Raw genomic sequence first — 15354 nt, forward strand, 5'->3', positions numbered from 1 at the left:
AGTTTGGAGATTCAGTGTTCGGTTTTGAAGGAACAATTAAAACATTCCTCAATAGCTCAGTTGGTAGAGCATTCGGCTGTTAACCGAAGTGTCGTAGGTTCGAGTCCTACTTGGGGAGCTACAGAGTTAGCTTCTGTATATTTTATGTATTTCGCTGTGAGGCGAGACAACGCGGCCCCTTGGTCAAGCGGTTAAGACATCGCCCTTTCACGGCGGTAACAGCAGTTCGAACCTGCTAGGGGTCATTAAGAAGTTTTCTTATGACGCGAAAGCGTAGTTTTTTGGAGCTTTAGCTCAGTTGGTTAGAGCAACCGGCTCATAACCGGTCGGTCCTGGGTTCGAGTCCCCGAAGCTCCACTTTTTTTCAAATATGTTTAAGACATGGGATCTTAGCTCAGCTGGGAGAGCATCTGCCTTACAAGCAGAGGGTCATAGGTTCGAGCCCTATAGGTCCCATTTTCTTTATAAATAATGTTAATACGCCGGCATGGCGGAACTGGCAGACGCCTGGGACTTAAAATCCCATGGGTAGTAATACCCGTACCGGTTCGATTCCGGTTGCCGGCATATTTTAAACGACAAGTTAATAGCTTGTCGTTTTATTTTGTCTATATACAAGAGGTTATAATCACTGCTTTTTCACAAATCAAATATATTATTATATTTCATTATGTCGAATATATAGATATGATAGCTCTTGAAGATAGATAATATGACTTACATAAATACGATATTCAACAAAGATAGATAATATAGCTTGTATAAATAAATACGATATACAACAAAGATAGATATATTATTATCAAAAGTAAATATAATGTGTCTTAGAGGTATGTGATATAACTCTTATATAGAGATCTGACATAACATGTATCGATAGGATTAATATAGAATTCATAAAAGATAAAGTTCTTATTTTGGAGGTATTTATGGTAGAAGATAAGATTGAACGCGAACTTGGATATAAAACAGTGGAAGATTCTAAAGTCGAAAGATATAAAGTAATGATGCACGAAGATATCAATGGCTATGGACGTTTATTTGGTGGCAACCTGATGCTTATGATAGATGAAGCGGCAGGTATTGTTGCTACAAGACACTGTGCTCATACTGTTACAACAGCTGCAGTTGATAATCTTCAGTTCAAGAAACCGGCATTTCTTATGGATATAGTAGTCATTGAAGCATATCTTACCTATGTTGGCAGAACTTCTATGGAAGTCAGAGTTGATACCTATGTTGAGGATCGAAAGACAGGTCTTCGTCATGTCATAAACAGAGCTTATCTTACAGAAGTGTGTCTTGATGATGACGAAAAGCCTCTTACCATTCCTTATGGTCTTAAGATAGAGACTGAGTGCCAGAAAGCAGAATGGGAAGGTGCTCTAAAGAGAATCGCAATGCGCAAGAAGCGTAGGGCAGAGGGATTTTAATTACTAAATATAAGCCATATAGATGGCAGTATTGAAAATTAAAATGTGGTGTGTTATTATTTTAACAAAATGCATGAATAAAAGAGTGTCATATTTCATGAGCACTCATAAAAGCACGGATATGTGAAAGGAGAAGTTTTAAAATGAGTAAGAGTTTTGATGATATCCTGTCTAAGCTCAAGACAACAGGCAAGAAGAAGCTTGCTGTTGCATATGCACAGGATGAGCATGTACTGGAGGCTGTAGAGCTTGCACACCAGAAGGGGATTGTTGACGCAGTTCTTGTAGGCGATGCTGAGAAGATCGCTGAGATCGCTAAGTCTCTTAACATGAACCTTGATGAGTATGAAGTAATTGATGTTAAGGATATGCAGGAAGCTGCTATATGTGCTGTTAAGCTTGTACATGATGGCAAGGCTGATATTTACATGAAGGGTTCTCTTGATTCCAAGACTTTCCTTAAGAGTGTTCTTAACAAAGAAGTTGGTCTTCGTACAGGACAGACACTTTCTCACGTTTGCGTTTTCGAAATTCCGGGTATCGACAGACTTCTGTTCCTTACAGACGTTGCATTCCTTCCTTATCCAACACTTGAAGATAAAAAACAGATCATAGAATATACAGTTAATGTTGCAAGAGCTTGCGGCGTAGATATGCCTAAGGTAGCTCCTCTTGCAGCTGTAGAAGTTGTAAATCCTAAGATGCCAGTTACTGTAGAAGCTGATGAGCTTACTAAGGCTTGCGAAGCAGGAGAGATCAAGAACTGCATAGTTGATGGACCTCTTTCCATGGATCTTGCTATTGATCCTGAAGCTGCTAAGTTCAAACCAGGTGCTGAGAGCCGTAAGATCGTTGGTGATGCTGATATCCTTCTTTTCCCTGATATTCACGCTGGTAACCTTACATACAAGACAATCGTTCGTCTTGCTAAAGTTAAGAATGGTAACATTCTTCTTGGAACTAAGGCTCCTGTTATTCTTACATCACGTTCTGATAGTGTAGATGTTAAGCTCAACTCTATCGCACTTGCTGCTGTAGTTGCAGAAGATCAGAAGAACGGTACTTTATAATCAATAGAAATGTACTTCCGGAAATATAAAATCTTGTAACTATAAATTAAAAATCAAGAATACAGTTAGCTTACGAGGTGCTCGTATGTTTAACCTTTTCCTGATTTTTTCGTAAAAAAGGAGATAACATTATGGCAATCAAAAGCCTTATTATCAATCCAGGCTCAACATCAACCAAGATCGGTATCTTTGAGGATGAAGAACTTAAAATGGACGAGACTCTTCGCCACTCTACAGAAGAGATTTCCAAATATGACTCTATCATTGATCAGAAGGACTTCCGTAAGAACATCATCCTTGATTTCCTTAAGGAAAAAAATATTGATGTTAAGACTTTCGATGTAATCGTTGGTCGTGGCGGACTCTTAAAGCCTATCGAAGGCGGTACATATGAAGTTACTGACGCTGTTATCAAGGATCTTGAGATCGGTGTTCAGGGACAGCATGCATCTAACCTTGGTGGTATCCTTGCTCGTGAGATCGCAGATCAGATCGGTGTTAAGGCTTACATCGTAGATCCTGTTGTTGTTGATGAGCTTAGTGATGTAGCTCGTGTATCAGGTATGCCTGATGTTAAGAGAACATCTATTTTCCACCCTCTTAACCAGAAGGCTGTAGCAAGACGTTATGCTAAGTCTGTTGACAAGAAGTATGAGGATCTTCGTCTTGTTGTTGCTCACCTTGGTGGTGGTGTATCAGTAGGCGCTCACGATCATGGTCGTATAGTAGATGTATATTCTGCATTTGAAGGTGACGGTGCTATGTCTCCTGAGAGATGTGGTGGGCTTCCTACAGGCGCTCTTATAAGACTCTGCTATTCAGGCAAGTTCTCTGAAAAAGAGATGCTCAAGAAGGCTACAGGCGCAGGCGGATTCAATGCTTATCTTGGTACTAATGATGCAAGAGAAGTTATGAAAAGGATCGATGCCGGCGATGAGAAGGCAAGACTTATCATGGATGCATTCATCTATCAGGTATGTAAGGATATAGGTGCTCAGGCAACTGTCCTTAAGGGCAAGGTTGACCAGATCATCATCACAGGTGGTATCGCTTATAATGACAGGATCACATCTGCAATGAAGGAAAGAATCGGTTTCATAGCTCCTGTAACTGTATATCCTGGTGAAGACGAGCTTCTTGCACTCGCTCAGGGCGCTATCCGTGTTATGAACGGTGAAGAAAAGGCTAAGGTATACTAATTTTACCGGTATATAGTAATTCAAATAGTTAATTTAAAGGCTTCCCATGCTGCTAAGCTAGTGGCAGGGAGGCTTTTTCATTGCATAAAGACCCTAGATCCATGGCTAAAGATACAGCTTATAGACGGTAACTTACATTATTTACAAGCTGTTAATTGAATAGACATAAGATTTTTGATATAATGCTAAACGGACTGCGACTATCTGCATGATTTTGGGCATGAAGTTAGCCCAAAAGGCGTATAGTCACAGATGGGTTAATTAACGCCATTTAAGTGGGGAAAGTTGGAAAGTTATGAGTTTACTCGATAAAATTATTGGAACACATTCAGAGAGGGAACTGAAGAGAATCGCTCCTATCGTAGATAAGATTGAATCACTTCGCCCTGCAATGCAGGCTCTTACAGATGAAGAGCTGCGTGCCAAAACAGATGAATTTAAAAAACGTCTTGCTGATGGCGAGACTTCAGATGATATAATGCCTGAAGCATATGCTGTTGTAAGAGAAGCAGGTAAGCGTGTGCTTGGTATGGAACATTTCCGTGTACAGCTTATTGGTGGTATCATACTTCACCAGGGTCGTATTGCTGAGATGAAAACAGGTGAAGGTAAGACACTTGTTGCTACACTTCCTTCATACCTTGATGCTCTTGAAGGCAAGGGCTGTCATGTTGTTACAGTTAACGATTACCTTGCTAAGCGTGATGCTGAGTGGATGGGCAAGATCCATGAATTCCTTGGACTTACAGTTGGTATAGTCCTTAACGGAATGAACTCAGATGAGCGTAGAGCTGCATACAACTGCGATATCACATATGTTACCAATAACGAACTTGGTTTTGATTACCTTCGTGATAACATGGCTATCTACAAAGAGCAGTGCGTATTAAGAGGCCTTAACTTCGCTATCATCGATGAGATTGACTCTATCCTTATTGATGAAGCAAGAACACCTCTTATCATTTCAGGTCAGAGTGATAAGTCAACTAAGCTTTATGAGGCCTGCGATATGCTTGCAAAGCAGATGCAGCGTGGTGAAGACGTTGGAGATTTTTCCAAGATGGATGCTCTTATGGGTATCGAACAGGAAGAGACCGGCGACTTCATTGTCAATGAAAAAGATAAGCTTGTAAACCTTACAGCGCAGGGTGTTGCTAAGGTTGAACGCTATTTCCATATTTCTAACCTTGCAGATCCTGAAAATCTTGAGATCCAGCACAATATAATTCTTGCACTCCGTGCTAATAACCTGATGCAGAGAGACCATGATTATATTGTTCGCGATGATGAAGTTCTCATCGTTGATGAGTTTACAGGTCGTGTAATGCCAGGACGTCGTTATTCTGACGGTCTTCATCAGGCAATTGAAGCCAAAGAGCATGTTAAGGTTAAACGTGAGTCCAAGACTCTTGCAACTATCACATTCCAGAACTTCTTCAATAAGTTCAACAAGAAGTGCGGTATGACAGGTACAGCTCTTACAGAAGAGCAGGAGTTCCGTGATATCTATGCTCTTGACGTTGTAGAGATTCCTACTAATGAGCCTGTAGTTCGTAAGGATCTTCAGGATGCTGTATATAAGACCAAGAAAGAAAAGTATGAAGCAGTTGTAGAAGCTGTTAAGAAGGCTCACGATAAGGGACAGCCTGTTCTTGTTGGTACTATTACCATCGAGACTTCAGAACTTCTGTCCAAGATGCTTACTAAGGCAGGCATCCAGCACAACGTACTCAATGCCAAGTTCCACGAGCAGGAAGCTGAGATCGTTGCAGAGGCCGGTAAGCACGGCGCTGTTACTATCGCAACCAACATGGCTGGTCGTGGTACAGATATTAAGCTTGATGAAGAGGCCAGAGCAGCCGGTGGTCTTAAGATCATAGGTACAGAGCGTCATGAATCAAGACGTATTGATAATCAGCTTCGTGGTCGTTCAGGACGTCAGGGTGATCCGGGTGAATCCAAGTTCTATATCTCACTTGAGGATGACCTTATGAGACTCTTTGGTTCAGAGCGTCTTATCAGTATGTTCAATGCACTTGGAATTCCTGAAGGGCAGGAGATCGAGCACAAGGCTCTTACCAAGGCTATTGAGTCAGCGCAGAAGAGAATCGAGGAGAACAACTTCGGTATTCGTAAGAACCTTCTTGAATATGATGCTGTTAACAATGAGCAGAGAGAGATCATCTACAAAGAGCGTCGCCGCGTTCTTGATGGTGAATCACTTCGTGATAATATCTACAAGATGATCACAGATATCGTTGAAGAGAGCATTGATACAGTGATCGGTGATGGTCAGAATATTGATGACTGGGATCTTAAAGAGCTCAATGAGCTTCTTTTACCAACAGTTCCTCTTAAGCCTGTTACAAGAGGCCGTATCACTAAGAAGTCCAAAGATGGCCTTAAGCAGCAGCTCAAAGAAGAGGCAGTTGCTCTTTATGAAGAGAAAGAGACTGAGTTCCCTGAAGCAGAGACAATCCGTGAGATCGAGCGAGTTATCCTTCTTAAGGTAATCGATCGTAAGTGGATGGATCATATCGATGATATGGATCAGCTCCGTCAGGGTATCGGCCTTCAGGCATATGGTCAGCGTGATCCTAAGGTTGAGTACAAGATGGCCGGCTATGATATGTTCAATGAGATGATGGCCGGAATCAAGGAAGATACTGTAAGACTTCTTTTCCATGTACATGTACAGGAGAAGGTTGAGCGTGAGCAGGTTGCCAAGGTTACAGGTACTAACAAGGATGATTCTGTTAAGAAGGGTCCTGTTAAAAGAGCTGCAGTCAAGATAAGACCTAATGATCTGTGCCCATGTGGTAGCGGCAAGAAGTATAAGAACTGCCACGGCGCTCAGGGCGGTGTTGAATAATTTATAGAGGTTGAAAATGGTAGTATTAGATAACATGAAGATCGAGATTCAGAATTTGAAGCCTACTCTTGATGAGGTTACAGCTTCACTGGATCTTGAAAGTAAGAAAAAAAGAATCGAAGAGTTAAATCGTGAGATGGAAGAGCCTACCTTCTGGGATGATGCTGAGAAGGCCAACAAGAAGACCAAAGAGCTCAAGAACATGCAGGATCTTATCGAGAAGATAGAGCATCTTAATGTTCAGTACGGTGACATCATTGATATGATCGATATGTGCAATGATGAAGGTACAGAAGATAATGATATGGCTGATGAGATAAGAGCAGATCTTGATGAGTTTGAGACAGTTCTTGAAGAGATCAGAATTGCCAATCTCTTGAATGGTGAGTATGATAAGTGCAATGCCATCCTTAAGCTCTCTGCTGGTGCTGGTGGTACAGAGGCATGTGACTGGTGTTCTATGCTTTATCGTATGTATACAAGATGGGCAGAGCGTCATGGCTTTACTGTAGAAGTGCTTGATCTTCTTGATGGTGATGAAGCCGGTATTAAGTCAGTTACATTCCAGATCAACGGTATGAATGCATATGGATATCTTAAGTCTGAAAGAGGTGTTCATCGTCTTGTCCGTATCAGCCCTTTCAATGCGCAGGGCAAGCGTCAGACATCATTCGTATCCAACGATGTAATGCCTGATATCGAAGAGGATCTTGATATCGAGGTTCGTCCTGAAGATATCCGAATTGATACATATCGTTCAAGTGGTGCCGGTGGACAGCATATCAACAAGACATCGTCTGCTATTCGTATTACTCACTTTGAAACAGGTATTGTTGTAACTTGTCAGAATGAGCGTTCACAGTTCCAGAACAAGGATAAGGCTATGCAGATGCTCAAAGCCAAGCTCCTTATGCTCAAGATGGAAGAAAATGAAGCTAAACTTGCCGGTATCAGAGGCGAGGTTAAGGATAATGCATGGGGAAGCCAGATCCGTTCTTATGTCCTTCAGCCATATACTATGGTCAATGATACAAGAACAGGCGAGAAGGTTTCTAATGCTGACGGAGTACTTGATGGAGATCTTGATCCATTCATCAATGCTTACCTTAAGTGGCTTGCTACAGGTGGAAAGCCTGTAGGCGATGTTGAGGAAGATTGATCAATTTGATAATGTCATAGATTATCGGGGACGGCCTGTTGGCTGTCCTTTTTTTATGCTAAGTATTATCGGCAAGTTGTAACACAGAATAAGTCACAGTATCGGAGCCTGATAGCCTTATTTTTGCCACTATTTTTTGAATGTGGCAGATACAGGCTTTTCATAAAGAAAATTGTAGCCATGCCGATAGGTATTAATGAGAAAACGAATTTTTGTGATGGGCATTAATGAGAAAGCGATTTTTTATGATATGACAGCAGCATAAGGAAAAAGCATATAAGGCATTTAAAGGCTGATAAAATACATTTTTTAGTTGTTTGCTTATTTGACGAAAGTTTTTTTATAATGACTTTTGACCTATTCGTCATAAGATCATGTTCTAAGTGGTCTGATTATAGATAAGTGACATCTATTTAAACGAAGGGAGTCGTATGCTAATACAGTTTACGGTTAATAATTATAAGAGCATAAAGGATACTGTGACTCTTGATCTTCAGGCAGTATCAACGGTCAAGGAACACAGCGGTCATATCATAGAAGCACTTGATGATGAATTCCTGCCTATAGCTATCATCTATGGCCCAAACGGAAGCGGCAAGTCCAATCTTCTTAAGGCGATGGAAATTGTGAAAGGCATGGTTCTGGAGCAGATTGGCGGCGGAGAAGCAATCCCTTTCTATTTTTCTAAAGAAAGTAGAAACGATCCTACCAAATTTGAGATCATCTTCGCTTCAGACAACGCAGAGTACAGATATCGTCTGCATATTAAGCAGGCACAGATAACATATGAGTGCCTTGACAGGATACCAAATGATAATTGGCGCAGAACTTGTATTTTTGAAAGAAAAGATGAGGAGGTCAATCTTCGAAAGATTCTTAAAATCGAGGATAAGAAATTTGCTGAAGTAACAAAGGTTCGCTCAAGCGAAACATTTCTTGGTAGGCTTATACGTCTTTTTCCGGAGAATAAAATAATAAGTGATGTAATGAACTTTTTTGTGAGCGGGCTTGATTTTATGCAGGATGAGCAAAATGCAGAAGTTCTACTTACGGATGCACTATCTCAGGAGGATGTTTGGGATCTGTTCAGGAATATGGTAGCGGAACTTGATCTTGATATTGTTGATCTCAAGGTAGTAGGAAGTAAGATAAGTGTTACACATAGGATAGGCGATGATGAATATGAGATACCGCTTGAAGCTGAATCTTCCGGAATCAGAAAAATCATATACCTTCTTCCTGTAATAGCCAACAGCCTTCTTAAGGGCCAGGCTGTGATGCTTGATTCCGGTATGTTAGAACTACATCCCTCTATTCTGAAACATATCCTGGGGTATTATCTTGACAGGAACAGCAACAGGAGGAATGCTCAGCTTATACTAACGTCCTATGACATGATCACTTTGGACAAAGACTTCCTTCGTCGCGATGAGATATGGTTTGCGGCAAGAAGTGAGCATCAAAGGACTGTGCTTTACAGCCTTGCGGATTTTGTAGTCGAGGAAGATAGGATCAATGACAAAAAATATGCAAAAAGATATCTTGAAGGCGTATACGGCGCAGATCCGTATATTCGACATATAATAAACTGGAACGAAGTATTCTTGAAGCTTGAAAAAGATGACGATTAATAAAAAATAGTACGTCCTATAGCGATGAGCTGAGAAATAGTTCTGAGCTCTTTGATTTTTGTTATTATGAACAAATAAACGTATTTATGACAGAGGGCATCCGTGCGAGTAATAATCTGCTTAGCACGCACAAAGTAAGGATAAGCGCTTGATATCAAGGAAAATTTATATAACGTTATGTAGAATTATTACAAAAAAATATTGACGAATTCTCGGCTCTATGATATTCTAGTACAGCGACATGAAATTTTAGGTCTTTTTTTTATGCATAAAATTTGACCTTTAAGAAAAAAGATAGAAAGCGCGCGGAGGTAGAGAGATGCGTACAAGAATTACACTTGCTTGCACAGAGTGCAAGAACCGTAACTATGATACTACAAAGGATAAGAAGACTCACCCTGATCGTATGGAGATCAAGAAGTACTGTCCTTTCTGCAGAAGACACACAATCCACAAGGAGACAAAGTAATCCTGCGACAGAAGGGAGACCGATACAATGGGAGAATCAGATAAGACAGAAGTTAAAGCTTCTGAAAAGAAAGAGCCTAAAAAGAACACAATCAGTTCTTTCTGGGAAGGACTTAAATCTGAGTTTGCTAAGATTACTTGGCCTTCTAGAGAGACAGTTGGTAAGCAGACAGTAGCAGTAACTATTATCTGCGCGGTTATGGCTGCTCTTATTGCTGTTCTTGATTATGTTTTCGGACTTGGCTTAAATTTCATTCAGAGCCTGTAATCTGAGATGTTTGATAGTTTTCGCAGTGTGCAGGAATTTGATGAGGAGATGCAAATGGCAGAAGAAGAAAAGAACAACATGAGCGAAGCTGCAGAATCAGTTGAAGCTGAGAACGTAGCTGAAAGTCAGGATGCCCTCGCTCCGGAAGATAAGACTTCTGAAGCAAAATGGTATGTTGCTCATACTTATTCAGGATATGAGAATAAGGTAAAAGCCAATCTTGATAAGACAATTGAAAATCGTCATCTGGAAGATCAGATTCTTGAGGTACGTGTTCCGCTTCAGGACGTAGTTGAAGTTAAGAACGGTGCCAAGAAGACTGTTCAACGTAAGATGTTCCCCGGTTATGTCCTTGTTCATATGATCATGAATGATGACACATGGTATGTAGTACGTAATACCAGGGGCGTTACAGGTTTTGTAGGTCCGGGATCTAAGCCTGTTCCGTTGTCAGATGCTGAGATTAAGCCTCTTGGTATTAAGACTCAGAATGTGACAGTTGATTTTGAAGTTGGAGACGAGATTGCTGTTGTTGCAGGCGTTTGGAAAGATACTGCAGGTATCGTTCAGCGTATGGATTACAGCAAGCAGACAGCTACAATCAATGTAGAACTGTTTGGTCGTGAGACTCCTGTTGAGATCAGTTTTGCGGAAGTACGCAGAATCGATAGCTGATCTGTGTTTTGAATGCAATGTATCATGCTCTTGACATTTGTTTTAATGGAATGTTGAGAAGATACTTGTATATAAATGTCTTATGCGTATGCATAAGCATTCCTATTATGATATAGAGCACTTTGCTTTATATAGATATATTCACCTATGGAGTGGGAGCAGAAGGACATTTGCTCATAGAGCGGTTTTCTGACTTATCAGATTACCTGATTCTTTTGCGCTCAACCACATATTTTCTTAGGAGGAAGCCAAAATGGCAAAGAAAGTCGAAGGATACATTAAGTTACAGATCCAGGCCGGCAAAGCAACTCCGGCACCGCCAGTTGGACCAGCTCTTGGTCAGCACGGCGTTAACATCGTTGAATTCACAAAGCAGTTCAACGCTAAGACAGCAGATAAGGGTGATCTTATCATCCCTGTTGTAATCACTGTTTATACAGACAGAAGCTTCACATTCATCACAAAGACTCCCCCTGCAGCAGTTCTTCTCAAGAAGGCTTGTAACCTGCAGAAGGCATCCGGTGTTCCGAACAAGAACAAGGTTGCTAAGGTTTCTAAGGACAAGATCCGCGAGATCGCTGAAATGAAGATGCCTGATCTGAATGCTAACACTATCGAAGCAGCTATGAGCATGGTTGCCGGTACAGCACGCAGTATGGGTATAGAAGTAGTAGACTAAGGAGGAGAGCAGATCATGAAGCACGGAAAGAAATATGTTGAAGCTGCAAAGCTGATCGAAAAAGCAAAGCTGTATGAAGCTGACGAAGCAATTGCTCTTGTCAAGAAGTCTGCTTCTGCAAAATTTGATGAAACTGTAGAACTGCACATCAGAACTGGTTGTGATTCACGTCACGCTGATCAGCAGATCCGTGGAGCAGTAGTACTCCCTAACGGAACTGGTAAGACAGTTAAAGTTCTTGTATTCGCTAAGGGTACAAAGCTTGACGAGGCACAGGCAGCTGGCGCTGATTATGTTGGCGGAGACGAGCTCATCCCGAAGATCCAGAACGAAGGATGGCTTGATTTCGACGTTGTAGTAGCTACACCTGATATGATGGGCGTTGTAGGACGTCTTGGTAAGGTACTTGGTCCTAAGGGACTTATGCCTAACCCTAAGGCTGGTACAGTAACAATGGATGTTGCTAAGGCAATCGCTGATATCAAGGCTGGTAAGATTGAGTACCGTCTTGACAAGGCTAACATTGTACACGTTCCGATCGGAAAGGCTTCTTTCTCAGAGCAGCAGCTCACAGAGAACTACAATGCAATTATGGAAGCTATTTCAAAGGCTAAGCCAAGCTCAGTTAAGGGTCAGTATCTTAAGTCTATCTCCCTTGCAACAACAATGGGACCTGGCGTTAAGATCGTAGCTAACCGTTATTAATTAACGGCCGGTAACTTAATAAGCTATCGCAAGCAGTCACCATCATTGATGGTGACTGCTTTTTTGGTGTGCGCATTGTTGTGTCGTACTTAATGGAGTTAATATGTTTAAATCCTTCTATTGATGAATGAAAGTTATGTTGTTAACATTAAAGTATGGATAACATCTTATGTTGCCTTATTTTATAATTGACAATCTAAGTATAATTATTAGAGATTAGGCAGCAATTCTTTTGGATTTTTATATAGTATAACTTCTTAAATTTCAAAATGTATGTTATATCGATATGTTAGTTAACACTAGAATATTGCCAGTAAATTAGATTGTTCTGTTATTAAGATATTATGTTCTGATTTTCTTATTACAATTAAGATCTGTGGGAGGATGTATGCAAATAAGGGAACGTAAGGTGTATATAAGACATCTAAACTGCTTTGGAAGAAAAATTTTTAACTGTTTGTTTCCTGCATTAGTTCTTTCTTTTTGCATTACGGGATGTCAGGCTAATGAAAACAGAAGTTTATTGGGCGCATCCGCTATTTCTATTGATGAAGCCGGTAATGCGATAAGTGACAATGATATGGGAACTGAATATCTTACAGGTGCTGTTGGAGTTCCTATGACTCAGGATGAGATAAGCGGCGATAGTAACGGATCTTTAGATATAGGATCAAATGGGAGCAATGCTAATGATAATGCTGCGGATGGTGATGGTATCGGAAGTTCTGATGGCAATGCGGCATCTGACAGTTCTATGGAAATATCTGATGAGGAGATTCCATCTTCTGATTCACCTGTAGCTCTTTTGCCAAATGAATATTCATTTGATATTAAAGACGGAGGTGATACTGCCACCGTAGTATTTGGCGGAGATGTTCTTTTTTCGGAAGGGTATGCGATCATATATAGTATTGCCAGAAATGGTGGAACGATAGAAGGCGTTATAGATCAAGGACTACTTGATTGTATGAGAGGAGCAGACATTTGTATGGTCAACAATGAATTTCCATACACCTTGGAAGGTGCTCCTCTTGAAGGTAAGACCTGGACTTTTCATGCTAACCCATCTTCGGTACATTATCTTTTTGATATGGGAGTCGATATCGTTAGCATTGGTAATAATCATATTTTTGATTACGGCGCAATCGGCCTTTCTAATACTCTGACAACACTTGAATCAGTGTCCATGCCATATGTTGGAGCCGGCCGCAATCTTGAAGAAGCATCGAGAACTGTATATTTTAATTCGGCCAGCGGAATTCGTATTGCATTTATAAGTGGATGTGATATAGAGGGTAGCGATCCGCCCTTTACCAGAGGAGCGACTGATGCTCAAAGCGGAGTATTCAGAGTCAGGCAGGATGAGCTTTTATGTCAGAGAGTAATGGAAGCCAAGGCATCAGGTGCTTTTGTAGTTGTATATATGCATTGGGGCCTTGAGAACACCTTGGAACTTAACTATCTACAAAAAAATCAGTCTGCGGATCTTGCAAATGCCGGAGCTGATCTTATCATAGGCGATCATCCACACATACTTCAAAATCTTGATTATGTAAATGGGGTTCCTGTTATCTACAGCATGGGTAATTATCTTTTTAACTCAAAAACACTTGATACTGGCCTTATAGAAGCAAAGATTGGTACTGATGGACTTATAAGCTGGAGATTTATTCCCGGTATTCAGTCGAATTCAACGGTCAGGATGGCATATGGTGATGAGAAGTCTAGGATCATTAATTTTATGCAGTCAATATCGCCTCGTGTAGTAATAGATGGAGATGGGTATATCTATTCCAATAACTAATAACTAAAATTTCCTGCTTGGGTAATGCCGGGGTGCTTAAGTGGGAAGCGGCTTTAGTTATTAATTGTTCTTGGTTTGTTTTTTGCCTCATAGATAAAAAAATCGAAATTATAGTAAAAAAGTATTGACAAAATACATTTACATGTTATATATTATTCAAGGTCGTCAGACCTAAGCCGAAGACAGCAGGTGGTGAAAACCGTAAATTTGCGAAAGCAATGCCCGCCGAGGAATGTAAAGTATATTATTATGACTTTATCCTCCCAATGTCTTTGGGAGGTTTTTTATTCGGCCAATTCTATAAGGAGGTAAAAAACATGGCAAAGGTTGAAATTAAGCAGCCTGTAGTAAACGAGATCTCTGAGAAGATCAAAAATGCACAGGCAGTTGTTCTTGTAGATTACCGCGGACTTACAGTTGCTCAGGACACAGAGCTTCGTAAAGCTCTTCGTGCAGAGGGTGTATCTTACAAGGTTTACAAGAACACAATGATGAAGCGTGCATTCGAGGGAACAGATTTTGCTCAGCTCGATGGTATGCTCGACGGACCAAGTGCAGCAGCTATTTCTGAGACAGATCCTGCAGCACCTGCTCGTATTCTTGCAGAGTTTGCTAAGAAGAACCCACAGCTTGAGATCAAGGGTGGTGTTTGCGAAGGCAAATTCTTCGACGAGAACACAATCAAGGAGATCGCTTCTATCCCTCCAAGGGATCAGCTCCTTTCCCGTTTGCTTGGTTCTATGCAGTCTCCTATGGCAAACTTCGCTCGCGTTATCAAGCAGATCGCAGAGAAGCAGCCTGAGGCAGCAGCAGAGGCACCTGCAACAGAGGAAGCTCCTGCAGCAGAGTAATCATTCTGCCGCATAAGTCGTCTTCAAGATGACATTTTGATATATAAATATCAAGTAAGGCCTGAATAGTCAGGCGAACTAAAACAAAGAATTATACCAAATTATATGGAGGTAAATTATCATGGCAAAGTTATCCACACAGGAAATCATTGACGCTATTAAAGAGCTTTCAGTTCTTGAGCTTAACGATCTCGTAAAGGCTTGCGAGGAAGAGTTCGGTGTATCAGCAGCAGCTGGTGTTGTTGTAGCAGCAGCAGGCGCTGGCGCAGGTGCTGCAGAAGAGCAGTCTGAGTTCAACGTAGAGCTTACAGAAGTTGGTCCTAACAAGGTTAAGGTTATCAAGGTTGTTCGTGAGCTTACAGGTCTTGGACTCAAGGAAGCTAAGGATCTCGTAGATGGCGCTCCTAAGATGATCAAGGAAGGCGTTGAGAAGGCAGAAGCTGAAGATATCAAGGCTAAGATCGAAGCTGAAGGCGCTAAGGTTACTCTTAAGTAATTTAAACCTTTCAAAATGTTTTTACCTGGCGGAGAAGAGAAATC

Annotated in this window: 14 protein-coding genes, 5 tRNA genes and 1 other annotated feature; all 19 genes read left to right on the forward strand. The window is 41.1% G+C overall.

Annotated features, from left to right (window positions below; all coding sequences use genetic code 11):
- The first annotated feature begins 45 nt into the window (after positions 1 to 45).
- The 19 genes from I7804_RS05825 to rplL all read left to right on the forward strand — a co-directional run bounded on the left by I7804_RS05825 (position 46) and on the right by rplL (position 15310).
- Positions 46 to 118: transfer RNA gene (locus I7804_RS05825), tRNA-Asn, on the forward strand.
- Between the two features lie 55 nt (positions 119 to 173).
- A tRNA-Glu gene (locus tag I7804_RS05830) sits at positions 174 to 245 on the forward strand.
- Between the two features lie 38 nt (positions 246 to 283).
- Positions 284 to 357, forward strand: a tRNA-Ile gene (locus I7804_RS05835).
- Between the two features lie 26 nt (positions 358 to 383).
- Positions 384 to 456 (forward strand) — tRNA-Val (locus I7804_RS05840).
- 25 nt (positions 457 to 481) lie between these two features.
- A tRNA-Leu gene (locus I7804_RS05845) sits at positions 482 to 567 on the forward strand.
- Positions 568 to 929: 362 nt separating this feature from the next.
- Positions 930 to 1433, forward strand: a complete 504-nt coding sequence (locus I7804_RS05850; protein WP_022754405.1) for an acyl-CoA thioesterase — start codon at positions 930 to 932, stop codon at positions 1431 to 1433.
- Between the two features lie 143 nt (positions 1434 to 1576).
- Positions 1577 to 2503, forward strand: a complete 927-nt coding sequence (gene ptb, locus I7804_RS05855) for a phosphate butyryltransferase (protein ID WP_248405442.1) — start codon at positions 1577 to 1579, stop codon at positions 2501 to 2503.
- Positions 2504 to 2634: 131 nt separating this feature from the next.
- A complete protein-coding gene (buk, locus tag I7804_RS05860) occupies positions 2635 to 3702 on the forward strand; it encodes a butyrate kinase (RefSeq protein WP_022754403.1) in 1068 nt (355 codons plus the stop codon).
- 295 nt (positions 3703 to 3997) lie between these two features.
- On the forward strand, positions 3998 to 6574 hold the full coding sequence (gene secA, locus I7804_RS05865) for a preprotein translocase subunit SecA (protein ID WP_022754402.1): 2577 nt from the start codon (positions 3998 to 4000) through the stop codon (positions 6572 to 6574).
- Between the two features lie 16 nt (positions 6575 to 6590).
- Complete coding sequence (gene prfB, locus I7804_RS05870) at positions 6591 to 7733, forward strand: peptide chain release factor 2 (RefSeq protein WP_022754401.1); 1143 nt, start codon at positions 6591 to 6593, stop codon at positions 7731 to 7733.
- Between the two features lie 431 nt (positions 7734 to 8164).
- On the forward strand, positions 8165 to 9364 hold the full coding sequence (locus I7804_RS05875) for an AAA family ATPase (RefSeq protein WP_248405444.1): 1200 nt from the start codon (positions 8165 to 8167) through the stop codon (positions 9362 to 9364).
- A gap of 319 nt (positions 9365 to 9683) precedes the next feature.
- Positions 9684 to 9833: a 50S ribosomal protein L33 gene (rpmG, locus tag I7804_RS05880; protein WP_022754399.1), complete on the forward strand. Its 150-nt coding sequence runs from the start codon at positions 9684 to 9686 to the stop codon at positions 9831 to 9833.
- Positions 9834 to 9860: 27 nt separating this feature from the next.
- Entirely contained in the window at positions 9861 to 10100 is a 240-nt protein-coding gene (gene secE, locus I7804_RS05885) for a preprotein translocase subunit SecE (RefSeq protein ID WP_022754398.1), read from the forward strand.
- Positions 10101 to 10154: 54 nt separating this feature from the next.
- Positions 10155 to 10775 carry a transcription termination/antitermination protein NusG gene (gene nusG / locus I7804_RS05890; RefSeq protein ID WP_022754397.1) on the forward strand — a complete coding sequence of 207 codons (621 nt, stop codon included), beginning with the start codon at positions 10155 to 10157 and terminating at the stop codon, positions 10773 to 10775.
- A gap of 253 nt (positions 10776 to 11028) precedes the next feature.
- Entirely contained in the window at positions 11029 to 11454 is a 426-nt protein-coding gene (gene rplK / locus I7804_RS05895) for a 50S ribosomal protein L11 (protein ID WP_022754396.1), read from the forward strand.
- A gap of 15 nt (positions 11455 to 11469) precedes the next feature.
- On the forward strand, positions 11470 to 12159 hold the full coding sequence (rplA, locus tag I7804_RS05900) for a 50S ribosomal protein L1 (RefSeq protein ID WP_022754395.1): 690 nt from the start codon (positions 11470 to 11472) through the stop codon (positions 12157 to 12159).
- A 388-nt stretch (positions 12160 to 12547) separates the two neighbouring features.
- Complete coding sequence (locus I7804_RS05905; protein ID WP_248405446.1) at positions 12548 to 13963, forward strand: CapA family protein; 1416 nt, start codon at positions 12548 to 12550, stop codon at positions 13961 to 13963.
- 158 nt (positions 13964 to 14121) lie between these two features.
- Positions 14122 to 14259, forward strand: a sequence feature (ribosomal protein L10 leader region).
- 21 nt (positions 14260 to 14280) lie between these two features.
- The gene (gene rplJ, locus I7804_RS05910) at positions 14281 to 14814 is read left to right on the forward strand and encodes a 50S ribosomal protein L10 (protein ID WP_248405447.1); all 534 of its coding nucleotides are present in this window, start codon (positions 14281 to 14283) and stop codon (positions 14812 to 14814) included.
- 121 nt (positions 14815 to 14935) lie between these two features.
- Entirely contained in the window at positions 14936 to 15310 is a 375-nt protein-coding gene (gene rplL, locus I7804_RS05915) for a 50S ribosomal protein L7/L12 (protein WP_022754392.1), read from the forward strand.
- The last annotated feature ends 44 nt before the right edge of the window (positions 15311 to 15354 follow it).

It is taken from the genome of Butyrivibrio fibrisolvens (assembly GCF_023206215.1).
GTDB classification, from domain to species: Bacteria; Bacillota; Clostridia; order Lachnospirales; family Lachnospiraceae; genus Butyrivibrio; species Butyrivibrio fibrisolvens_C.